We start from the raw sequence: 22,217 nt of genomic DNA on the forward strand, positions 1-22,217 counted from the left end.
GCCCAGATCACATCTGCTCTTTTGCCAACTCGCGCGTCACACCACCCTCCGCCAGATGCCGTCCCGCGATATACCCGAACGTCAGCGCCGGCCCGAGTGTGATCCCCGGGCCAGGGCAGTTGCCGTTCATGATCGAGCCCATGTCATTGCCGCAGGCGTAAAGGCCCGCAATCGGCGAGCCGTCGCCCCGCAGCACGCGGGCCTGCGCATCGACCTTCATGCCGATCGCCGTGCCGAGATCGGCCGGATAGATCCGTAGCGCGAAGTACGGCGCGCGGAGGATCGGCGCGACGCAAGGGTTCGGCTTGTGGCTGATATCGCCGAGGTGGCGCTGGTAAATCGTGCTGCCGCGGCCGAATTCGGGATCGCGTCCCTCCTTCGCGTCAATATTGTAGGTCGCGATCGTCGCTGTGAGCACAGACGGCTTGATGCCGATCTTCGCAGCGAGCTGCGCGATGTCGGGAGCCTCGATCAACTCGCCGCTCGCCACATAGCGCCGGACGTTGCGGGTGAACGGCCTGATGCGGCCGAGGCCGTAGCTCCATAGAAACTGACGATCGCAGATCAGGTAGAACGGCCGATCGGGCTCGCCATGGCCGTCGCGCAGCATGGCGAGCACGAACTCGTGGTAGGACAGCGCCTCGTTGACGAAGCGCCGGCCCGCGGCGTTGACGGCGATCACGCCGGGCTTGGCGCGATCGGTCACCCTGTGCGGGAAGACGCCACGGCTGCCGTCAGCGCGGCGGAACAGCGAGGCCGGCACCCAATAGGCCGGGCTCGTCGCCTCGGTATTGAGCGCAGCACCGGCCGTCGCCGCGAGCCGAAGCCCGTCGCCTGTGCCTGACGGACTGGTCGCCGAGACAAATCCTGCCGCAGGCGGGAAGAACCGCTTACGCAAAGCGGCATCGTGCGAAAAGCCGCCGGTCGCAAGCACCACGCCGCGGCGCGCCGCGATCGCGCGGTCGCGGGAGCCGTGACGGATCACCACCCCGCTGACGCGATCGCCCTGCATCGACAAATCCTCGACATCCGCGCTGAAGAGGATCTCGCCCTGCCGCGCCAGCAGCGAGGCGTAGAGCCGCGCGGCGAGCGCGTTGCCGAGATGCAGCGTGGTGCCGCTCGGGCTGCGCAGCCGCTGCATCATGTATTCCGAGACCAGCCGCGCCGCGCGCAGGGTCGAACGCAGCGATTTTCCGATCCGGCGCAGATGCGGAATGTCGAGCCGATTGACCATCATTCCGCCAAACAGCGTGAACTCCGGCAGCGGCGGCCGCAATCGCGCGAAAGCCCGGCCCAGCCGCGTGCCGTCGAAAGCCACGGGCTCGAGCGCGCGCCCGCCTGATGTCGCGCCCAGCCGTTCGGGATAATAGTCCGGACAGGTCTTCACCGGCTGGAGCCGCACTTCCGTCTTGGCTTCGAGATAGGTGACGGCCTCAGGCCCGCGCGCGAGGAAGGCCGCGCGCAGGCCGGCATTGGCGGGCTCGGGGACCGTGCTCGACAGATACTGCACGGCATCGGCGACGCTGTCGGAAAGCCCCGCCGCCTTCATCTTGGGATTGGCAGGAATCCAGACCATGCCATCGGACCACGCGGTGGTGCCGCCGACGAACGCGGTCTTCTCGATCACCAGCACACTCAGGCCTTCGGCGGCGGCGACCGCCGCCGCCGTCATGCCGCCGGCACCGGCGCCGACGACAATGACGTCGTAAGTCTCGTGCGCCGGCATCATGCGGCAAGTTTCCGGAGGCGAGGCATGACATCGTCATACCTCGCCCGCGGGCTCGCAGCTAGCGGGCGGGCTTGCGCTCGATCGGATCGATGTCGATCGCCCGCAGGCGGCCGAGCCGCAGCACGTCCATGGCGAGCCGCCGGCCGATCCGGTCGCGGTCGAGCACGCGGATCAGGTCGTCGACGCCGTTGATCTCGACGCCATCGAGCCTGATCACGACGTCGCCGGGCAACAGGCCCGCCTTCGCCGCCGGCCCGTCAGGCTCGATCTGCATCAGAAGCGCGCCCATCTTATTCTCGACGCCGGCCAGCACCGCATGCCGCCGCGGGACCGGCGCGGTCTGCCCGGCGACGCCGATATAGGCGCGGCGGACATAGCCGTGGCGGATGATCTCCGCCAGCACGAATTGGGCGGTGTTGCTGGCGACCGCAAAGCAGATGCCTTGCGCGCCATTGATGATAGCGGTGTTGATGCCGATCACCTCGGCATTCGACGACACCAGCGGCCCGCCGGAATTGCCGGGATTGAGCGCGGCATCGGTCTGGATGACGTCCTCGATCGTGCGGCCGCTGACCGAACGGATCGAGCGTCCCAGCGCCGAGACCACGCCCGCGGTCACGGTCGATTCGAATCCGAGCGGATTGCCGATCGCGATCACGAGCTGGCCGCGCCGCAGGGTCTTGGAGTTGCCGAGCGCGGCATAGGGCAAGTGGCGCACGCCGTTGGCGCGCAGCAGCGCAAGATCGGTGTCGGGATCGGCGCCGAGCACCTGGGCGTCGCCGACATGGCCTTCCACATCCCGCAGCCGGATCTCCTTGGAGGCGCCGACCACATGGCTGTTGGTGAGCACGAGCCCATCCGGCGAGATCACGATGCCCGAGCCGAGCCCGCCGCGCTCGCGGCCGTTCGGCACCTTGGGCCCGGTCTCGACGCGCACGACGGCAGGGCCGACGCGGTCGGTGACGTCGATCACGGCATTGGAATAGGCATCCAGCAGCGCCCGGTCATCGACCGGCGCAGAAGCTGTCGTTCGCGATGACGCGGCGTCACCGGCGATATCTGAGGTAAAATCCAGCATGGCGAGAGTCCTTGAGGCTCACACAGATGGTGGCCTGTTCCTGCCGGCGCAAGAGACCCGCCTGGAGCGCAAGGCTGGACTGCCGGGTATTGACTGCCCAAGTGGCTAGGGCGCGCGCCGCAGCGTGCCCGCCCTCGCCTTGACCGGGTCGAGCAGCGACCAGTCGCCGTCCGGAAGCACATAGCCCTTCGGGAACGGCGCGCGCAGCTCCAGCCCGAGCGAACGCAGCACGCGGTCGTCGCGGTAGTAGCACTGGAGAACCACGCGAACGAGGGTTGCGGCAGCCGCGCCGCCGGAGCTGCGGAACTGCTGCGCGACGCCATCGCGCGCGGCGGGTTCGAGGTCCGCCAGCGGCATGCCGGCGAGCCGCGCCAGATGATCGAGCGCAGCCGCGACCGGCCTCGTGTCGCGGCCGAGGGTCGCAAGAATGTCGGCCTGGATGATCTCGTCATCGGCACCGGGAACCCGGTATTCCTCGCTCGGTGGAATGATCATCGCGGCGATGGCGCGCAAATCCTGGCGCTGCCGCGGCGTGAGGGTGATCTGTTCGGTCATGAAAATCCTCAATCGAACAAATTGGCGAGACGCTGCTTCATCTGGTCGGCGATGTAGAGCGCGAGGGCCTGGATGGTCGAGGTCGGGTTGACCCCGCCCGAGGTGACGAAGATGCTGCCGTCGACGATGAAGAGGTTCTTCACGTCGTGCGAGCGGCCCCACTCGTTGACGACGGAGCGTTCGGGATCGGTGCCCATCCGCGCCGTGCCGAGCAGATGCCAGCCGCCCCAGGGGATCGGCGAGTTGACGCAGATGTCGGTCGCACCGGCGGTCTCGAGCACCTCGCGGCCGCGCGACAGCGCGTGCTCCATCATCTTCCGGCTGTTCTCGCTGATCGTATAGTCGATCTTCGGCGCGGGAATGCCGTGGCTGTCCTTCAGGACAGGATCGAGCGTGACGCAATTGTGCTCTTCCGGCAGGTCCTCGCAGATCGCGGAGAAACCCAGCCGATGGCCGTTGAGCTTGCGGAACACACGGTGATGATCGGCGCCCCAGGGCAGGATGCCCTTCTGCTCGCTGACGACGGCCTCGAACACCGGCCCTGCCCCGCGCACGAACTGGACGCCGTAGCCGCGCACGAAGCCGCGCGACAGATCGGTGTCATACCACTCCTTGCTCCACAGGCAGGTCGGGGGCGCGCGGTTGCTATCGGTCGGCTCCTTCACATAGCCGTAGATCTGCGCATAGGGATGGAACATCAGGTTCTTGCCGACAAGGCCCGACGAATTGGCAAGCCCATTCGGAAAGCGCCCCGACGCGGAGTTCAAGAGCAGCCGCGGCGTGCCGACGCCGTTGCAGGCGATGATGACGACATGCGCCGGCTGGAACTGCTCGACGCCGTCCTTGTCGTAATAGACCACGCCCGATGCCATGCCGTTCTCGTCGGTGGTGATCTCGCGCACCCGGCAATGGGTGCGCAGCTCGACGCCGGCGCGGACCGCATGCGGCCAATAGGTGATGTCGGTCGAGGATTTGGCGCCTTGCGCGCAGGCCGGCGTGCAATGGCCGAGATTGATGCAGCGAGCCCGGCCCTCATAATCCATGGTCGCGACCGTGGTGTCCGACGGCCACCAGTGCCAACCGAGCTTGTTCATGGCCTTGCCGATGATCGCACCGGACAATCCCATCGGCTGCTGCGGCATCGGCGGATGCGTCAGCGGCGAGAGCGGATCGCCCGACAGGCCGGATGTGCCCATCATCCGGTCGTTCTCCTCGAAGAACGGGGTCAGCGCGTCGTAGTCGATCGGCCAGTCGTCGGCGACGCCGTCGAGCGTTTTCACCTTGAAATCGGAAGGATGCAGCCGCGGCCAGTGCGCGGTGTACATCACCGTCGAGCCGCCGACCGCATTGTAGTTGACGACCTTGATCGGCGAATTGTCGTCGTTGATCGGATAGTCCTCGGGCCGGCCGCGGACGTTCGGGCTCGACGACCACTCGCCGTAGAACTTGGCTTCCCAGTCCCGGCCCGTGCTGGGATATTCCGCCGGGTTCATCCAGCCGCCCTGCTCCAGGCAGAGAATGTGCATCTTGGTCTCGGCCAGCGACCACGCCACCGCCGCGCCTGAAGCGCCGGCGCCGATGATCAGGACGTCCACGGGGTCTTTCATCGCGATCTTTTTCCTCCCCCTCGCCGCTTCCCGGGCGATTCGGCCTCCGCAGTCCGTGAGGCCGGCGCAAACGATAGGGTCAGAGCGACGGCTGAGTAAAGCCGCGGGGCCGGAATGTCGCACTTCGCAGGGCGCAGACCATTGGTATCGCCACATCCGGATGCTAGGAACGAGGCGAAAGAGCAATCGATAGCGAGACCGTATGTCCTTCGAGAATTCATTTGCCGCCGCCCGCGCTTTCGCGCTTGTTTTGTTTCTTGCTCTGCCCGGATTTCTGGCCTCCTCAGCGCCTGCGTTCGCACTGACCGCGACGGCGACCGTCCGGGACGCCAATTCCATCCAGCTTGGCGACGTCACCTACCGGCTCGACGGCGTCGACGCGCCCGAGCTCGACCAGGTCTGCATCGACGATCACGCCGATCCCTGGACCTGTGGCATCGAGGCCCGCGACCAGCTGGCCAAGCTGATCGGCAAACGGGCGGTGCGCTGTGACGATGTCGGGCCGGAAAAGAGCTTTGGCAAACGCCACCGCGCCATCTGTACGGCCGAGGGCGACAAGGCCAGCCTGAACGAGCAACTGGTCAAGCTCGGCTTCGCCATCGCGCGCGAGCCGATCAAGGCCAACGTCAAGCCGGCGGCAGCCGAAGCCAAGACGGCTTCGGCCGGGATCTGGAAAGGCTGCTTTGTTGCACCGCAAGAATTCCGCAGCGGCAAGAAGGATGGCGCGCTGCTGGGCGCCGCCTGCCGCTCCGACCGCGACAAGGAGATCCGCGCCGTGCTGTTTCCGGACGAGCTGACGATGCCGCCGAGTTGCAGCATCAAGGGCAAGCTCGCGGTGCGCGCCCGCGTCACCGGCAATATCGGCATCTATCATCTGCGGGGCTGCCCGAGCTATCCGGCAACCACCAAGCCGGACCGCTGGTTCTGCTCGGAGGACGACGCCCAGGCCGCCGGCTTCCGCAGGGCCTATAATTGCCGCCGGCCCAAGTGAACAAGCCGTTCACGCCGCCGTGAGCGGTAGCCGGAGACAGTATTGATCCGGAATTGAACTCCGTCGGGAGTTGCTTAGCTTATAAGCCTACGCAAGCGCTTGCGCGTGCGTTTCCTTGGCAGCAATCCGGTTCGGATTGCTTTGCTCGGGCGTTTCCTCCCTAGACTTGGGCCGCTTGTCACAAACAAGCGGCTCTTCTTTTTTGTGCCCCCTAATTCCGCATCCGCATGATCTGGTCCATAGGCGGCATGTTCCCGTTCAGGTGCGACATGATCCAAACCGTGCCGCCGACCACCAGGAAGACGACCAGCAGTCCGAAGGCCAGCGCCAGCACGTTGTTGGTGTTGTCAGGGCCCGTGGTGATGTGCAGGAAGAACACCAGGTGCACGCCCATCTGCGCGATCGCCAGCACGATCAGCGCGACCGGGATCGAAGGCTGCCAGACCAGATCGGTGCCGGCGATGAAGAACGACGTCGCCGTGAGCAACAGCGCCAGCACAAGACCGACGACGTAACCCAGGATCCGCTCACCGACACTATGCTGCTCTTCCTCGCCCGGCGCGAGATCGTGCCCGGTCGGAATATGGGTCTGATCGCTCATGCGGCCCCCCCAAGCAGGTAGACGACGGAGAACACCCCGACCCAGATGATATCGAGCGCGTGCCAGAACAGCGCAAAGCACATCATCCGCCGCAACACGTCGGCGCGAAAGCCTTTTGCAAAAACCTGGGCCATCATGGTCAGCAGCCAGAGCACGCCGGCCGAGACGTGCAGGCCGTGGCAGCCGACCAGCGAGAAGAACGAGGTCAGGAAGGCGCTGCGCGAGGGGCCGTAGCCGCGCGCGACGAGATCGGCAAACTCGCGAAACTCGATGGTCAGGAAGATCAGGCCAAGCACGCAGGTCACGGCCATGCCGAGATAGAACCAGAACCGGTTGCGCACGTCGGCGGCGATGCTGGCCATGCCGCAGGTGAAGCTCGACAGCAGCAGGCAGACCGTCTCGATCGCGACGTTCCGCTGCTCGAAGATTTCCGAGCCCTTGGGACCGTCGGCGGTCTGGCCAGACAGCACCGCATAGGCCGCAAAGAAGCAGGAGAACATCACGATGTCGGAGAGCAGGAATACCCAGAAGCCGTAGGCGGTCACGATCCGCTTCGACGCCGGCCCGGGATGCTCGACCACGAGCCCGATATGATGGGGATCGGCATGCGCACGGCCGACAGTCGCGGTCATCGACATCAGACCACCCCCGCCATGCTGACGAGGCTGCGACGTTCCTCGAGATTGATGCGATCGATGCGGGCGACCTCGTCGGCCGGAATGACGTATTCGTCATGGTCGCGCCAGGCGAACACGACGAAGGTCGCGAACGCGCCGATGCCGCCCAGGATCACCATCCACCAGATGTGCCAGATCAGCGCAAAGCCCATGATGGTGGCGAAGAACGCGCAGATGAAGCCGGTCGGGGAATTCCGCGGCATTTCGATGTCGTGATATTCGGGCGCATCGTGCTCGAACGATTGCTGCCGGGCATGGGTCTTCATGTCCCAATAGGCATCCTCGCCGCGCACATCGGGACTGAAAGCGAAATTGAAGACCGGCGGCGGCGACGAGGTCGCCCATTCCAGCGAGCGCCCGTCCCAGGGATCGCCGGTGCGGTCGCGCAGGGCCTCGCGATTCCTGATGCTGACGACGAGCTGCATGATCTGGCAGATCACCCCGATCGTCAGCACGGCCATGCCGGCCGCCGCAACCAGCATCCAGGGCCGCCACGCCGCGACGTCGTAATGCTGCAACCGCCTGGTCATGCCGAGCATACCGGCGATATAGAGCGGCATGAAGGTGACATAGAAGCCGAGGAAGGTGAACCAGAACGCGAGCTTGCCCCAGCGCTCGTCGAGGCGGAAGCCGAACGCCTTCGGAAACCAGTATTCGAAGCCGGCGAACGCGCCGAACAGCACGCCGCCGATGATGACGTTGTGGAAGTGCGCCACCAGGAACATGCTGTTGTGGAGCATGAAGTCGGCCGGCGGCACCGCGACCAGCACGCCGGTCAGGCCGCCGATGATGAAGGTGACCATGAAGCCGACTGCCCACAGCATCGGGGTCGCGAAGCGAATACGGCCGCCATACATCGTGAACAGCCAGTTGTAGATCTTCACCCCGGTCGGCACCGCGATGATCATGCTGGCGATGCCGAAGATGGCGTTGACGTCGGGTCCCGCCCCCATCGTGAAGAAGTGGTGCAGCCAGACCATGAAGGAGATCACGCAGATCGCCATAGTGGCGAGCACCATCGAGCGATAGCCGAACAGCGCCTTGCCGGAGAAGGTCGACACCACCTCGGAGAAGATACCGAAGGCCGGCAGCACCAGGATGTAGACCTCCGGATGCCCCCAGGCCCAGATCAAATTCATGAACATCATGACATTGCCGCCGGCCTCGTTGGTGAAGAAGTGGAAGCCCAGGTAACGGTCGAGCAGCAGCATCGCGAGCGTGGCGGTGAGAATCGGAAACGCCGCGACGATCAGGAGATTGGAGGCCAGCGTTGTCCAGCAGAACATCGGCATGCGCAGATAGTTCATGCCCTTGGTCCGCAGCTTCAGCACGGTGGTGACGAGATTGATGCCGGCGACCAGCGTGCCGACGCCGGAGATCTGGAGCGACCAGGCGTAGTAATCCACGCCGACGCCCGGCGAATAGGACAGCCCCGACAGCGGCGGGAAGGCGAGCCAGCCGGTACGGGCGAACTCGCCGATCACGAGCGAGAGATTGACCAGCAGCGCGCCGGTCGCGGTCAGCCAGAACCCGACCGAATTGAGCGTCGGAAATGCGACGTCGCGGACGCCGAGCTGGAGCGGCACGACCAGGTTCATCAGCCCGATCACGAACGGCATCGCCACGAAGAAGATCATGATGGTGCCGTGCGCCGAGAAGATCTGGTTGTAATGCTCCGGCGGCAGATAACCCTGCGACTGGTAGGCCACGGCCTGCTGGATCCGCATCATGATCGCGTCGCTGCCGCCGCGCAGCAGCATGATCGAAGCCAGCAGGATGTACATGACGCCGATCCGCTTGTGGTCGACGCTGGTGATCCACTCGTGCCAGAGATACGGCAGATGCCCCTTCACCACGACCCAGACCAGCACCGCGAGGATCGCGACCAGCACCACCGCGCCCGCGATCAGCGGAATGGGTTGATCAAATGGAATGGCCGACCAATCGAGCTTACCGAGCATCGTGGCCTCCACTGTGCGGCCGGCCCGCATCGGATAGCAGTTCCGGACCAGGCCCCGGCGGAATGTGCTGGGTCGCGATCAGGTCGAACAGGCGGGGATCTTCCAGGCGATAGGTCGGCCTGCCCCTCTCGATGCCCTGCTGCATCAGCTTCTTGTAGCTCTCCTCGTTCAGCACGGCATCGGACTTCGCCGTGCTCGCGACCCAATCCGGAAAGGCGAGCGGCGAGATCACGTTGACGTCGAACATCATGTCGGGAAAGCCGTCGCCGGAGAAATGCGCCGACAGTCCCTGAAGCTTGCCCTCGTTGTCCGCGCGCAGGTTCAGCCGCGTCACCATGCCGTTCATGGTGTAGATCATGCTGCCGAGCTGCGGGATGAAGAACACGTTCATCACACTCGACGAGGTGAGCTGAAAATTCAGCTCGGCGCCGGCCGGCACCGTCAGCGTGTTGACGCTGGCGATGCGCTGGTCGGGATAGATGAACAGCCATTTCCAGTCGAGCGAGACGGCCTGAATCCGCACCGGACTGCCGGTGCCCGGCACGGGCGCCGCGGGATCGAGCCGATGCGAGCCGATCCAGGCCACGCCGCCGAGCAGGATCACGGTGAGCGCCGGGATCGCCCACACCACCATCTCGACGCGCCCGGAATAGACGAAGTCCGGCTGGAAGCGCGCTTTGGTATTGGACGCGCGAAACCAGAACGCAAACGCCAGGATCACGATGATGGTCGGCACCACGATCGTAAGCATGATGAAGACGGAATCGACCAGGATGGTGCTGTTGGCGGCAGCCACCGGCCCTTGTGGATCGAGCAGATTCATCGGCAAGCCACTGGCGATTGGGAAGCCCCGGGGGCAAGCCTAACGTGAAAAACGCCCCCGCCGCAAACGCAGTTGTGTGAAGATGGTTCCGCGCCGCGCCTGCTCAACCGCGGAGCGTCTCGCGCGGCGGCATGCAATTCCATGCGATGTCAATGACATCTACGCGGGACGGCCGGCCTTCTCACCTCCGCACTCCATTGCTAGTTTGCACGAAAATATCGGGATGAAACGGGATGCAGGGCCCTGAGGACGATGCCGGCCTCGCCGACAAGGTGGCGCCCATCAGCGGCGGCGGCGCCGCGGGCGACGGCATCGGCAACGGCCGCGCTGCAGCAATTCTGCTGGCCCGCGCCGGCGCAAGAGTGCTGGTGGTCGATGGCGGCGTGACGCTGCAGGCGCCCGAACGCGAGTCCAGAGAACACTGAGGAGACACACGATGGCCCGCCTGCCCTATCTCGAGGCCGACCAGGTCGCGCCTGAATATCGCGACATGCTCAAGCGCAACACCAATCTGCACAAGCTGCTGGTCAACTCGCCGGAGATGGCGCGCGCCTTCAACGGCATCGGCGGCTACATCCGCTTCAAGAGCAAGCTCGACCCGCGCCTGCGGGAGCTTGCGATCCTCCAGGTCGGCTGGATGGAGAAATCGGAATACGAGTTCACCCATCACGTGAAGATCGGCAAGGAGTTCGGCGTTACCGACGAGGATATCGCAGGCCTGATGGCGGAGACCGAGGGCAAGCCCTCGAAGCTCGAGCCGCTGGCCAGGGCGGTCCTGAAAGGCGCCCGCGAGATGGTACGCGAGCTCGCGATGTCGGACACGACCTTTGCCGAGATCAAGCAGCATGTTTCCGACGAGCACATGGTCGATCTCGTCCTCACCATTGCCTTCTATTGCGGCGTCGTGCGCGTGCTCGCGACCATGAAGATCGACAACGAGCCCACTTACAAAGAGGTACTCCAGCAGTACCCGATCCCCGGAGTGAACTGACATGCGCTTGAAGGACAAGGTTGCGATCGTCGTCGGCGCCGGCCAGAGCCCTGGCGAAGGCATGGGCAACGGCCGCGCCACCGCGCTGACCTTCGCGCGCGAGGGCGCCAAGGTGCTGTGCGTCGATCATCATCTGGAATCGGCGCAGGAAACCGTCGCGATGATCGCCGAGAAGAACGGCACCGCCGCAGCCTTCAAGGCCGACGTGACCAAAGCCGCCGACATCAAGGCGATGGTCAAGGAGGCGCAGTCGCGCTGGGGCCGGATCGACGTGCTGCACAACAATGTCGGCGTCAGCCTGTCCGGCGGCGATGCCGAATTGCTGGAGATCACCGAAGAGGCGTTCGACCGCGTCGTCGCCATCAATCTGAAGAGCTGCATTCTCGCTGCGAAAGAAGTGATCCCGATCATGCGCGCGCAGAACAGCGGCGCGATCATCAACATCTCCTCGATGGCGGCGATCACCACCTACCCTTACGTCGCCTACAAGGCGACGAAGTCGGCGATGATCGCCTTTACCGAACAGCTCGCCTACCAGAACGCCGAATACGGCATCCGCGCCAACGTCATCCTGCCCGGCCTGATGAACACGCCGATGGCCGTCGATACCCGCGCCCGCGAATGGCACAAGACCCGCGCCGAAGTCGAAGCCGAGCGCGACAGCAAGGTGCCGCTGCGCAGGAAGATGGGCACGGGGTGGGACGTCGCGAACGCCGCGCTGTTCCTGGCGTCGGACGAAGCGAACTTCATCACCGGCGTGACGCTGCCGGTGGATGGCGGAGCGAGTGTGAGACGGGGGTAGGTCTTTCTTCCCCCTTTCCGTTCTTACCGGGAGAGAGTCGGGGTGAGGGGCCGCCTCCGCGAAAACGGTGAGAGTTGGACTCGCGGAGAGTCCCCCTCACCCGCCGCGCTGCGCGTCGGCCTCTCCCCGCACGCGGGGAGAGGCGAAGAGAGCTCGCTCCGCGTCAATGCGTCACCCGCCAGATCGTGCCGTTGCCATCCTCCGACACCAGCAGCGATCCATCCTTCGCCACGGCTACACCCACCGGCCTTCCCCACACTTCCATGTCGCTCACGACAAAGCCCGTGACGAAATCCTCGTACTCGCCGGTCGGCTTGCCGTCCTTGATCCGGATGCGGATCACCTTGTAGCCGGTGCGCTTCGAGCGGTTCCAGGAGCCGTGCTCGGCGGCGAAGGCATCGCCCTGGTAGTCGGACGGAAACTGCGTGCCCTCATAGAAGGTCATGCCGAGCGATGCCGAATGCGGCTGTATCAGCACGTCGGGGATCGTCACCCTGTCCTTGAGGTCTGGCCGCGCGCCGGCATGACGCGGGTCTTCGTTGCCGCCGATATAGAACCACGGCCAGCCGTAGAACGCGCCCTCCTTCACGCTGGTTACGTAGTCGGGGACGAGGTCGTCACCGAGGCCGTCGCGCTCGTTGGTCGAGCACCACGGCAGGCCGGTCTGCGACTGGATCGCGAGCCCGACGCAATTGCGGATGCCGGTGGCGTAGATCTTCCGCTCCTTGCCGTCGGGAGTGAACGCCAGCACGGCGGCGCGTTCGGTCTCGCTCGCCCAGGCCGCGCCGAGCGGCTGCGTTTTCGACCACGCATCCATCCCGCCCGGCGGCGTGCCCATGCCCTCGGCGACATTGCTGAGCGACCCGACCGAGACCAGCATGCGCTTGTTGTCGGGCGTGAAGACGATGTCGCGGGTGGAATGACCGCCGTCATGCGGCAGGCTCGCAACGATCGTCTCCGCCTTGCCGCGCGCCTTGAGGTCGCCGGCCCGATAGGGAAAGCGGACGACGCTGTCGGTATTGGCGATGTAGACCCATTGCGGATTGTCGCCGTTCGGAAAGAAGGCAATGCCGAATGGCTGCCGCAGACCGCTGGCAAAGACTTCGTTGGCCGCGACCTTGCCGCCCTCTCCTGCACGAAGCACGCGGATGGTGCCCGCCCGCGTCTCCGCGACGAAGACATCGCCGTTCGGCGCGACGCGTACGATGCGCGGCGCGCGCAAGCCTTCGGCGAACAGCTCGATCTTGAAACCCGGAGGCACCTGCGGCGAGGCATCCGACGGCCGCGACACCACGCGCGCGAAGCTCGCAACCGACCGCGTGGCACCAGGCTTGACCAGATCCTGCGGCCGGATCAACCTGACCGTGCCGGGCCTGTCGGACTGCCAGTCGCCATAGGCGTCCCTGCCCTGCATCACCGGCTCGGCCTGCGCAGATGTCGCGGCCGCGACCAGCAATCCCGCGGCCATCGCTGCGGACCATATCCTGTTTTTCACGTCGTCTTCCTCCCGGCGCGCATGTCTCAAGCGTCAACGCCGATCGATCCGGCGGGAAAAACGCCTGCCGCATCCCACGTCAGCTCATGCCCGCACGATGTGCATCAGCCGCGGCCCATCGTACTGGAAAATGCCGTTGATCGGTGCGACACATTGTATGGGCGCGACCGCCGGTTGCGGTGATCAAAGCTGCGGCATTTGTGTCGCACCTGATGGGGTGATCATGTGGGGATCCATCATATCGGAATGGGCGAGCCTGCTGCTCCGCTGGCTGCACGTGGTGGCGGCGATCGCCTGGATCGGCAGTTCCTTCTATTTCATCGCCCTCGACCTCAGCCTCAAGCCCAAGAGCGATCTGCCCGGCGATCTGCCTGATGGCGTGCAGGGCGAAGCCTGGCAGGTCCATGGCGGCGGCTTCTACCGGATCATGAAATACCTGGTCGCGCCCAGCCAGATGCCGGACGATCTGACCTGGTTCAAATGGGAGGCCTACACCACCTGGCTGTCCGGCTTCGCGCTGATGGTGGTGGTGTATTATCTCGAGGCCGACCTGTTCCTGGTCGACAAGTCGATCCTCGACCTCACGCCATTCCAGGCCGGGCTGTTCAGCTTCTTCAGCCTGGCTCTGGCATGGGCGCTCTACGAGGCTGTCTGCCGCAGCGGACTGGCGCAGCGCGAGCTGCCGTTCGCCATCGGCGGCTATCTGTTCCTGGTCGCGCTGACCTACGCCTTCACCCATGTGCTGAGCGGTCGCGGCGCGTTCAACCAGATCGCGGCGATCATCGGCACCATCATGGTCGCCAACGTCTTCACGCTGATCATCCCGAACCAGAAGAAGATCGTCGCAGCGCTGATCGCGGGACAGGCGCCGGATCCGAAGCTCGGCAAGACCAGCAAGGAGCGCTCGGTCCACAACAACTATCTGACCCTGCCGGTGGTCGTGCTGATGATCAGCAACCACTATCCCCTGCTCTACGCCACGCGCTTCAACTGGATCATCGTCGCGATCATCCTGGCGCTCGGGCCGGTGATCCGCCACTTCTTCAACGAGCGCCATGCCGGGCGCCAATCGCCGTGGTGGGTGTGGGGCGTGGCCGCCGTGGGCGTGATCGCGATCCTCTTCCTGTCCGCCGCCGGCCCGCGCGAGGTGAAGACCGGCGCGCTGTCGACGCCGGTCACGGTCGCCAATGTCGAGGAGATCGTGATGTCCCGCTGCAGCATGTGCCATGCGGCCGAGCCGGTCTGGGCCGGCATCGTCACCGCGCCGAAGGGCATCCTGCTCGACGCGCCCGAGCACATCCATCGCAACATCCGCCTGATCGGACGCGTCGCGGCCTGGTCCACCGCGATGCCGCCCGGCAACATCACCGAAATGACCGGCGAGGAGCGTGCCATCCTCGCCGCCTATATCGAGCAGGCGCCCTGACGCCACCGCGGCTCGATATCGCATTTCGCGGAATGAAATTTCCGCATGTCCCACTGAATTGAAAATGACTTGATCGTCTATCCGGCGTAGATAGGGATAGCGGCCGCTCGTGCCGTCCAAATTCAATTTGCATCTGCCGCGGGGAAATCACAGTGGCCCTCAAGAACGTCATCGGTATCGACCACGCCGTGGTCATGGTGAAGGACCTCGACAAGGCCGCCGAGAACTACCGGCAGCTCGGCTTCACGGTGTCGCCGCGCGGCACCCACAGCGCGCATATGGGCACCGGCAACTACACCATCATGTTCGACCCGGACTATATGGAGCTGCTCGGCGTGCTGGTCGCGACCGAGCAAAATGCGCCGGCCCGCGCCTTCCTCGACACACGCGGCGAAGGCATCGAGCGTATCGCCTTCACGGCGGTCGATAGCGCCGCCGGCGCAGAGGAAATCCGCGCGCGTGGCCTGACGCCGATCGGCCCGACCGATTTCGAGCGGCCGGTGACGCTGCCTGACGGCACGGTCTCGGCGGCGAAATTCCGCACCTTCATGTGGCCGACCGCGGAAGCACCGGGCGGCGTGCGCATCTTCGCCTGCCAGCACAAGACCCGCGAGACGGTGTGGATCCCCGAACTGATGAAGCATGCCAATGCGGCCAAGCGCATCAAGCAGACGCTGATCGCAACGCCCGAGCCCGCGAAGGAGGCCGCGCACCTCGCGCGCCTGATCGACCGCGAACCGAAGACCGAGGCCGACGGCGCGGTCACCGTGCCCTCCGGCGGCGATCGTGCCGACTTCGTCTATTTGACGCTGGACCAGCTCGGCAAACGTTATCCCGGCGTGCCGCTCGCGGGCCTCTCCGAGCGCGGCGGCGCGGCGCTGGTGCTGGTCAGCGGCGATCTCGCGGCGACCGAGAAGGCGCTGGGCACGGCAGCGCTGCGCAGTGGACCTGCGATCGTCGTGCCGCCGGCCAAGGCCAACGGCACCCTGCTCGCCTTCGTTGCCAGCTGATTTGAACTAATTCTTTAACGTGCGTTTACCCGGCGGCTCTAGGCTTCTGGCCTATCCACGCCGCCCGGAACCAGACGCATGTTTAAAGAGGGATCGCCGATCGTCTATGACGCGCCGGCAGAACTGAAGAAGTGGCCATCGCTAAAGGGCGAGAGGCAGAAGGACCGGGGTCCGCCCTATCTCGTCTACAACGGCACGCTCGCCGACTGCGTCCGCGTGCTCATGGACAAGCCGATCAAGGGCATCTCGCTCTACGACATCATGACGAGGCCGCAGCCGGCCTTCGACCAGACCGTGCTGTCGCCCGGCGATGCCGCCGAGATCGCGATGCGCAAGGACTTTCCGAAGGACTAGCCTCCGTGCCACCACTCGCACGTCGCATTTGCTCGCGGTCCCCGTAGATCCGCGGGGCCGGCGGCGCATGTTCTGCGGCAGGCCCCCGTACTAACACCTGCCCTCGTGCGGAATCGCAGCTTCGCCGCAATTACGGTTAATGAAGTCCTCCTCACCGGCGCACGCGCTGGTCGTTCCCCCACAGTTCGAGGACTCTTACCGAGATGCGATTTGTCGTCGCGGCTTGCGCTGCGTTCCTGATTCTGATGTGCGACGTCGGCTCGTCGTCCTCCTGGCAGCCGTCAAGCATCGACCACGCTGCTCTCAAGACTGATCGCGGTCCTTCTCTGGTTCCCCTCGCCGAACTCTTCCTCGCAAGCGTGCAGGCCATTGAGCTGGCAAATGCGCGCGCGGCCTACGTCGAGACGATCGAGCCGGTCCCCACAGTCGAACCCGTCGCGCAGGCCCCGCTTTCGCCGACCGAACAATTCTGCCACGCGCTTCGCGAAGCCGCCGAGGCCAGCGGCATTCCCGTGCCGTTCTTCGCGCGCCTGCTCTGGCAGGAGAGCCGCTTTCGTTCCAACGAGGTCAGCTCGGCCGGCGCACAGGGCGTCGCGCAGTTCATGCCGGAGACGGCGGCCGAGGTCGGATTGGATGATCCCTTCGATCCCGTGAAGGCGCTGCCCGCATCGGCAAAATTCCTGCGCAAGCTCCGTGACGATTTCGGCAATCTCGGCCTCGCGGCGGCCGCCTACAACGCAGGTCCCGGTCGCATCCAGAAGTGGCTCGCCAGAGAGAGCGAGCTGCCGCGCGAGACGCGCGACTATGTCCGCATCATCACGGGCACCAGGGCCGAGGACTGGACCGAGCGCGCGGAGGCTCTCGCAATCCGGATCGACCTGCCGCGCGAAGCGCCTTGCGAAGGCGTCGGCAGCCTGTCCAAGATGAAGGACGTCGCCTGGGTTCCGGTGAACCTGACACCGTCGGTCGTCACCATCATGCGCAAGGCCGAGCAGCTGGCGGCGCGGCTCTCGGCGAGCCGTGCACGCAAGCGGTTCGCAACCTTGCTGCGCAGGAATGCCGGGGCCCACGGCAAGGCGCGGAGCATGATCGCAGCCCGCGCGTCCGGAAAGAGTGCAAGAGCTCGTGCGATCCGCTTTGCGGCGCGCGAACGCTCCTCGAGCTAGCTCACACCGGCTTGTCGCTGCTGAACGATTTGGGCTGCCGCAAGCAGATCCTGTGGCCGTGATGGCTACCGCGAAGGAGGTGCGCTCCCTCTCCCGCTTGCGGGAGAGGGTTGGGGAGCGGGTCTCTCCGCGGCGGGACAATCCCCCAGAGGAAAAAGCCCTCACCCAGCGCTGCGCGCCGACCTCTCCCGCAAGCGGGAGAGGTGCAGCGGAGCGAGCCGTACGATCATGCCTAAATCCAAGCGGCCACCTCACTCCGGCTTGATGTTTGCCGCCGCCACGACCTCGGCGAGCTCCTTGGTCTCCTTCGCGATCCTCGCGGCGTACTCGGCCGGGCTCAGCACGCTGACCACGCCCTGCGAGCCGAGCTTCTCCGCAACCGCCGGATCCCTGGCGGCGGCGACGATCTCCCGGTGCAGCGCCTCCAGGATCGGCGCGGGGGTCGCCTTCGGCATGAAGAAGCCGACCCAGAACGACAGGTCGAAGCCGGGATAGCCTGCCTCCGCAACCGTCGGCACATCGGGCAGCGACGGCAGCCGCTCGGCGGAGGACACCGCGAGCGCGCGCAGCTTGCCGGCCTTCACCAGCGGCACGGCCGACAGGGGATCGAACACCGCCAATACCTCCTGTGCGAGGATGCCGACCTCGGACGCGGCACCGCCGCGATAGGGCACGTGGATCATCTTGATGCCCGCCTTCTGGCCGAGCAGCTCCATCGCGAGATGGGCGAGGTTGCCGTTGCCGCCCGAACCGTAGGCAAGCTCGCCGGGCCTCGCCTTCGCCGCGGCAACGAGATCGGCCACGGTCTTGATGTCGGCCGTCCTGGGATTCTCCGGATTGACCACCAGCACCAGCGGCGCCGACACCACTGTGGTCAACGGCGCGAAGTCCCTTTCCGGGTCGTAGCGGATGTCCTTGAACAGCGTCTTGTTGAGCGTGATGGTGGACGAGTTGCAGGCGAGCATGGTGTAGCCGTCCGCATCCGCACGAGCCACGCCTTCGGCGGCGATCATGCCGTTGGCGCCGGCGCGGTTCTCGACCACGAAGGGCTGCCCGAGCTTGTTGCCCAGCCGGTCGCCGATGATGCGAGCGACGACATCGACCGGCCCGCCCGCGCTGAAGCCGACCATGATCTTGACCGGCCGCGCCGGATATTTCTGCGCGAGGGCCTCTGTCGCCGGCGCACAGGCGCACAATCCGGCGATGACTGCCAGCAGGCGAGCCGTTCGTTGCATTCGTTCTCTCCCCAGACTTCGGCGCCGCTTGTGCATGCTTGTTGGTGCGGCGCGCTCGGGGATCATGATGAGCGGCCGCACGGGATTGCGCAATCGCGTTTCCACACACGACGCGCCTCGCAATTCCGTCGCACGGCACGTAAGCGCCGGCTCAAAACAAAAAGCGCGAAAACAACCCCATGCACAGTAGCCGGTGCTTGGAAGAACAAGGACTTGCGCGCTTCGCAACGCCGTTTGACTCGTCGGGCAAAACACCGGCAGAATGCCATCATCGCAACCATCGTCAGCGTGACGGCCACCCTCATCCGGGCCGCCTCGACGTGGTTGCGCATAAGCCCTTCATCGACATCCCGAAATTCGCATCCGCGCGCAGCAGCGAACGGTCGTTCGCGCGCGCCTGCGCAGGCAAAGGACACAGCACGTGACGACAGCACCGAACCGCCGCACCACTTCGCCGCTTGCAGCAAACGATCGCGGCGGCCCCGCCGCGAGCCCGCGGATAAGACTGTACAAGCGGCGCATTGCGATCACCCATCCGGACCCGCAAGCCGGCGAGCGGCTGCTGGCCGAGGCGCTCGGTGCCGTCGACCGCGACGCGCTGCACGGCATGCTGAGGCAACTGGTCAAAGCGAGCGCGATCGGACAGAAGCCTGATGAGGCCAATCTCGCCTTCATGGTCTCGATGATCAGGAGCATCGCGCCGAAGGATTCCATCGAAGCCATGCTGGTGTCGCAGATGGTCTCGGTGCACCTGGCGACGATGCGCTGCGCCTGCCGCCTCGCCTGCACCGACAACCTCCCGCAGCAGGAGAGCGTCACGCGCGCATTGACCCGGCTGACCCGCACCTTTGCCGCTCAGGTCGAGGCCTTGAACCGCCACCGCAACAGCGACGAGCGCGCGATCACGGTGAAAAACCTGTCCGTTCAGGACGGAGGACGAGCGATCGTGGGCAACGTCACGCAGCATACGAACGTGCTTGTTGCGGAGGCGAGCCGGAGCGAGGCAACGCAAGGCGCCACCCCATGACCGGCGGCCACACCCGCAACACGGTCCCGATGCGCACCAGCCCCCGCTGCGGCGCCCGAACCCGCGACGGCAGCCCGTGCCGCGCGCCAACGGCGCACGGCAAGACACGCTGCCGCATGCACGGCGGCGCGCTAGGGTCCGGCGCGCCGAAGGGAAATCGGAATGCGCGCACGCACGGGCTATTCACGAGGGATGCGATCAGCGAGCGGCAGCAGCTGCAGGCATTGCTGGATGACGCACAAACTCTACTGCGGAAATTGACGCAGCCTAAGCAGGATGCCTTTTGACACCAGCACTGCTCATCTCCTCGGTGTTTGGAGATAGGCCGGCCAATCATCGCCCAAGTGCGGCCTACGCAACGGCGCAAACCGCATCAGATCGGCTGTCCGTCAATTTGCGCGCACCGGCCTTGCGGACCAGCCGAGCTGATCTCCCCATTCACCCGAAAGCCTGGCGGCATTGGATCCTCGCGACACTCGGGCGAGGTCGGATCCCAAGGCAGAGGAAGCACCACCGTTGCTGGAAACAAGACCTGCCTTTCAGCCGTCAATCGGATTACGGCTCCGGACTGCGCGAACAATGCCGACGCGACGCCCACCAAACAAATGGTACTCCACTTCACCAGCCACTCCTGTTCGTGACCAAGGCCGAAAGAATGATGCAGTCATCCGGATGAGCCAAACCGGCTTATTCCGCTTGAAGCGCCTCGGGAGAGCCGGATCATGACGCTGCTCCGCTGAGAACGCGCGAAAGGAAACCGTTGCGCGACCTCAGTTCATCGTGTTTTCCGCTGTCCTCGACCCGCCCGTCTTGCACAACGATCAACGTGTCTCCCAACACCATCGCGCTCGGACGATGCGTGACGATCACAATCGTCTTCCCGTCAAAAGTTGTCAGACACTCTTCGAGCACCCGTTGCTCGGTGACGATATCCAGAGCCGCGGTGCCTTCGTCAATCACGACAACGTCAGGCTTCCGTAGAAACAGCCTGGCGAGGGCCAGTCTCTGCCTCTGCCCTCCCGAAAGGGTTGCACCACGATTACCGAGTATCGTGTCAAGACCGGCCGGCAAGCTGGGAACGAGATCGCCTAGCCCGGCCTTCTCGAGCGAGTGGAGTATTTCTTCATCCGATGCCTCTGCTCGCGCAATCTTCAGATTGAAGCGGAGCGTGTCCTTGAGAATGAACACCTCCTGTGAAACATATCCAACCCGGTCGCTCAAGGTCCGCACGTCTATCGTCGCGATATCCTGTCCAAATAGGCGGATTGATCCTGTGCCCGGCGAATACTGTCGGGTCAACGCCTTGATGATAGAAGTCTTGCCCGCGCCACTCGGACCCGTGATGACCACCTGCTGTCCCGGTGCGATGGAGAAGCTGATACCCCTGAGGGCCGGCACGGTTGCGCCTGGATAGATCAGCGATACATCGTCAAATTCGATCGCCGGCTGGAAAGATGACATCGGCACCACTTCGGCATGGCGCCTGGACGACGGGCGCACGGATTCCAGCTTGTCCATGAACACGCCGAACGTCCTTAGCGACTGAGTGATCTCGGTAAGCATGTTGCCGAGGCCTTCGATCGGGGCCAACAGCGTCAACGTGTACGCACCGACGAGCACCATACTCCCAACGGAGCGCTCTCCGTGAACCACCCCGTACAAAGCCACCCCGAATGACACTCCAAAAAAGCCGACAAACAGCAGCGCGTTGATGATCTGCATCTGAAGACTAACAGCCCAGTATCGACCTTGCGCGTGGCGATCTTCGTCCAGCACCGCGCGATACCGGGAAAGCAGAAAGTCGTACCCGTTGTACTGGCGCGCAACTGCGATATTGGAGATGGAATCGGAAAGTGTTGCATAAGACTTTCGCCCGGCCTCCACGAGGCCGTCCCTGAGCTGCATCAGCCTTCTGCCTTGTATGGCGTTATTGGTGAGAAACAGGACCGCATAAATCAAGATCGCTGCGGCAACTATGAGGTCTCGATTCAGGGCTAGAATAACGATTGCAATGCTGATCTGGACGATTGGGGAAATGATGGAGGATGAAAAGTTGCGAATGATGACGTACAGATCGTTCGACGCCTGTGTAACCTCCTGACTTAGCTCACCGGAATTCCTGCTCGTAAAGAAACTTTCCGGCTGTTCACACAGATAGTTGAAATAGCTCGACAGCAGCGAGCGATTGGCGTGAACACGAAGGCTGCTTTGTCGATGGAGGGCGACGGTCTGAAGTATCCTTGGCATCGCCACCGTCGCCAGATAAGCCCCGGCCATTAGCACCAGCACATCATGCGACGCGCGGCCCTCCAGCAATCTGTCCGTTAGGACGCCGAGAATGTATGGAGTTATTGCCATGCATCCCGCGGCGATCAACATGCAGCCGACGACCACAACGAAGAGACCACGCTCCTTGGCTTGCAAGTGCCGCGACGCGGTCTCGAAGAGTTTGAACCAGCGTTTCATGATGACAACGTCTCTTTCGACTGCAGTTCGATCGAGCGTAGATGTGCATCGACGCATGCAGTTCCGCATATCGATAAGCCAGGGCTGGCGTCGACAAATTGGCGGCCTGCGCGTGCTCGGCCGACTCCGTGAGTGGCGAACCATGATCGTCGCGCCAGCGCGCCATAATCGGCACTGAATACACTTGAGTAGGCGCAAGGCAGCCGGGCAAATGCATCCGCTG

At 64.6% G+C, this 22,217-nt stretch carries 22 protein-coding genes; 11 read left to right on the forward strand and 11 right to left on the reverse strand.

The window, feature by feature from the left end:
- Positions 1–7: 7 nt before the first annotated feature.
- From ACVWW6_RS38640 to ACVWW6_RS38655, 4 genes are all read right to left on the reverse strand, one after another.
- A complete protein-coding gene (locus ACVWW6_RS38640; RefSeq protein WP_456682610.1) occupies positions 8–1,729 on the reverse strand; it encodes an FAD-dependent oxidoreductase in 1,722 nt (573 codons plus the stop codon).
- Positions 1,730–1,787: 58 nt separating this feature from the next.
- Complete coding sequence (locus ACVWW6_RS38645) at positions 1,788–2,807, reverse strand: S1C family serine protease (RefSeq protein WP_304551409.1); 1,020 nt, start codon at positions 2,805–2,807, stop codon at positions 1,788–1,790.
- A gap of 105 nt (positions 2,808–2,912) precedes the next feature.
- Entirely contained in the window at positions 2,913–3,362 is a 450-nt protein-coding gene (locus tag ACVWW6_RS38650; protein ID WP_304551407.1) for a hypothetical protein, read from the reverse strand.
- A gap of 8 nt (positions 3,363–3,370) precedes the next feature.
- The gene (locus ACVWW6_RS38655) at positions 3,371–4,969 is read right to left on the reverse strand and encodes a GMC family oxidoreductase (RefSeq protein ID WP_063921426.1); all 1,599 of its coding nucleotides are present in this window, start codon (positions 4,967–4,969) and stop codon (positions 3,371–3,373) included.
- A gap of 202 nt (positions 4,970–5,171) precedes the next feature.
- On the opposite strand from ACVWW6_RS38655, the gene ACVWW6_RS38660 reads away from it, so the two are divergent.
- Positions 5,172–5,960 carry a thermonuclease family protein gene (locus tag ACVWW6_RS38660; protein WP_161535970.1) on the forward strand — a complete coding sequence of 263 codons (789 nt, stop codon included), beginning with the start codon at positions 5,172–5,174 and terminating at the stop codon, positions 5,958–5,960.
- Positions 5,961–6,171: 211 nt separating this feature from the next.
- Here the strand turns inward: ACVWW6_RS38660 and cyoD are convergent, their stop codons facing one another.
- Genes cyoD through ACVWW6_RS38680 form a run of 4 tightly spaced genes read right to left on the reverse strand, consistent with a single transcriptional unit; the run spans position 6,172 to position 10,022 of the window.
- The gene (cyoD, locus tag ACVWW6_RS38665; protein WP_011085502.1) at positions 6,172–6,561 is read right to left on the reverse strand and encodes a cytochrome o ubiquinol oxidase subunit IV; all 390 of its coding nucleotides are present in this window, start codon (positions 6,559–6,561) and stop codon (positions 6,172–6,174) included.
- Entirely contained in the window at positions 6,558–7,199 is a 642-nt protein-coding gene (locus tag ACVWW6_RS38670) for a cytochrome (ubi)quinol oxidase subunit III (RefSeq protein ID WP_011085501.1), read from the reverse strand. Before ACVWW6_RS38670 ends, cyoD begins: the two co-directional genes overlap by 4 nt.
- Positions 7,199–9,199, reverse strand: coding sequence for a cytochrome o ubiquinol oxidase subunit I (gene cyoB / locus ACVWW6_RS38675; RefSeq protein WP_011085500.1), 2,001 nt, complete (start codon positions 9,197–9,199; stop codon positions 7,199–7,201). Before cyoB ends, ACVWW6_RS38670 begins: the two co-directional genes overlap by 1 nt.
- On the reverse strand, positions 9,189–10,022 hold the full coding sequence (locus ACVWW6_RS38680) for a cytochrome ubiquinol oxidase subunit II (RefSeq protein WP_456682611.1): 834 nt from the start codon (positions 10,020–10,022) through the stop codon (positions 9,189–9,191). The genes cyoB and ACVWW6_RS38680 overlap by 11 nt, the downstream gene beginning before the upstream one ends.
- A 233-nt stretch (positions 10,023–10,255) precedes the next feature.
- Here ACVWW6_RS38680 and ACVWW6_RS38685 point away from each other — a divergent pair, with 233 nt between their 5' ends.
- The 3 genes from ACVWW6_RS38685 to ACVWW6_RS38695 are packed head-to-tail and all read left to right on the forward strand — an operon-like array spanning position 10,256 to position 11,815.
- On the forward strand, positions 10,256–10,447 hold the full coding sequence (locus ACVWW6_RS38685) for a hypothetical protein (protein WP_456682612.1): 192 nt from the start codon (positions 10,256–10,258) through the stop codon (positions 10,445–10,447).
- Positions 10,448–10,458: 11 nt separating this feature from the next.
- The gene (locus tag ACVWW6_RS38690) at positions 10,459–11,013 is read left to right on the forward strand and encodes a carboxymuconolactone decarboxylase family protein (RefSeq protein WP_028174718.1); all 555 of its coding nucleotides are present in this window, start codon (positions 10,459–10,461) and stop codon (positions 11,011–11,013) included.
- Position 11,014: 1 nt separating this feature from the next.
- Positions 11,015–11,815 carry an SDR family NAD(P)-dependent oxidoreductase gene (locus tag ACVWW6_RS38695; protein ID WP_456682613.1) on the forward strand — a complete coding sequence of 267 codons (801 nt, stop codon included), beginning with the start codon at positions 11,015–11,017 and terminating at the stop codon, positions 11,813–11,815.
- Between the two features lie 163 nt (positions 11,816–11,978).
- On the opposite strand, the gene ACVWW6_RS38700 is transcribed toward ACVWW6_RS38695, so the two are convergent.
- Positions 11,979–13,310, reverse strand: a complete 1,332-nt coding sequence (locus ACVWW6_RS38700; protein WP_456682614.1) for a PQQ-dependent sugar dehydrogenase — start codon at positions 13,308–13,310, stop codon at positions 11,979–11,981.
- A 223-nt stretch (positions 13,311–13,533) separates the two neighbouring features.
- Between ACVWW6_RS38700 and ACVWW6_RS38705 the strand changes: the two genes are divergently transcribed.
- The 4 genes from ACVWW6_RS38705 (at position 13,534) to ACVWW6_RS38720 (ending at position 17,266) form a co-directional block, all read left to right on the forward strand.
- Positions 13,534–14,736: a urate hydroxylase PuuD gene (locus ACVWW6_RS38705; RefSeq protein ID WP_456682615.1), complete on the forward strand. Its 1,203-nt coding sequence runs from the start codon at positions 13,534–13,536 to the stop codon at positions 14,734–14,736.
- A gap of 152 nt (positions 14,737–14,888) precedes the next feature.
- Positions 14,889–15,746: a VOC family protein gene (locus tag ACVWW6_RS38710; RefSeq protein ID WP_456682616.1), complete on the forward strand. Its 858-nt coding sequence runs from the start codon at positions 14,889–14,891 to the stop codon at positions 15,744–15,746.
- A 78-nt stretch (positions 15,747–15,824) separates the two neighbouring features.
- The gene (locus ACVWW6_RS38715; protein WP_038965854.1) at positions 15,825–16,100 is read left to right on the forward strand and encodes a hypothetical protein; all 276 of its coding nucleotides are present in this window, start codon (positions 15,825–15,827) and stop codon (positions 16,098–16,100) included.
- A 203-nt stretch (positions 16,101–16,303) separates the two neighbouring features.
- On the forward strand, positions 16,304–17,266 hold the full coding sequence (locus tag ACVWW6_RS38720) for a lytic transglycosylase domain-containing protein (RefSeq protein ID WP_456682617.1): 963 nt from the start codon (positions 16,304–16,306) through the stop codon (positions 17,264–17,266).
- A gap of 251 nt (positions 17,267–17,517) precedes the next feature.
- Here ACVWW6_RS38720 and ACVWW6_RS38725 read toward each other — a convergent pair whose 3' ends face one another.
- On the reverse strand, positions 17,518–18,501 hold the full coding sequence (locus ACVWW6_RS38725) for a Bug family tripartite tricarboxylate transporter substrate binding protein (protein WP_456682618.1): 984 nt from the start codon (positions 18,499–18,501) through the stop codon (positions 17,518–17,520).
- Between the two features lie 197 nt (positions 18,502–18,698).
- Between ACVWW6_RS38725 and ACVWW6_RS38730 the strand changes: the two genes are divergently transcribed.
- Genes ACVWW6_RS38730 through ACVWW6_RS38740 form a run of 3 tightly spaced genes read left to right on the forward strand, consistent with a single transcriptional unit; the run spans position 18,699 to position 19,815 of the window.
- Positions 18,699–18,926, forward strand: coding sequence for a hypothetical protein (locus ACVWW6_RS38730; protein ID WP_271558232.1), 228 nt, complete (start codon positions 18,699–18,701; stop codon positions 18,924–18,926).
- On the forward strand, positions 18,923–19,528 hold the full coding sequence (locus tag ACVWW6_RS38735) for a hypothetical protein (RefSeq protein WP_456682619.1): 606 nt from the start codon (positions 18,923–18,925) through the stop codon (positions 19,526–19,528). The genes ACVWW6_RS38730 and ACVWW6_RS38735 overlap by 4 nt, the downstream gene beginning before the upstream one ends.
- Positions 19,525–19,815 carry an HGGxSTG domain-containing protein gene (locus ACVWW6_RS38740; RefSeq protein WP_271558228.1) on the forward strand — a complete coding sequence of 97 codons (291 nt, stop codon included), beginning with the start codon at positions 19,525–19,527 and terminating at the stop codon, positions 19,813–19,815. Before ACVWW6_RS38735 ends, ACVWW6_RS38740 begins: the two co-directional genes overlap by 4 nt.
- A gap of 433 nt (positions 19,816–20,248) precedes the next feature.
- Here the strand turns inward: ACVWW6_RS38740 and ACVWW6_RS38745 are convergent, their stop codons facing one another.
- Positions 20,249–21,994 carry an ATP-binding cassette domain-containing protein gene (locus ACVWW6_RS38745; protein ID WP_456682620.1) on the reverse strand — a complete coding sequence of 582 codons (1,746 nt, stop codon included), beginning with the start codon at positions 21,992–21,994 and terminating at the stop codon, positions 20,249–20,251.
- Positions 21,995–22,217: the final 223 nt, after the last annotated feature.

This window comes from Bradyrhizobium sp. USDA 3311 (genome assembly GCF_054062495.1).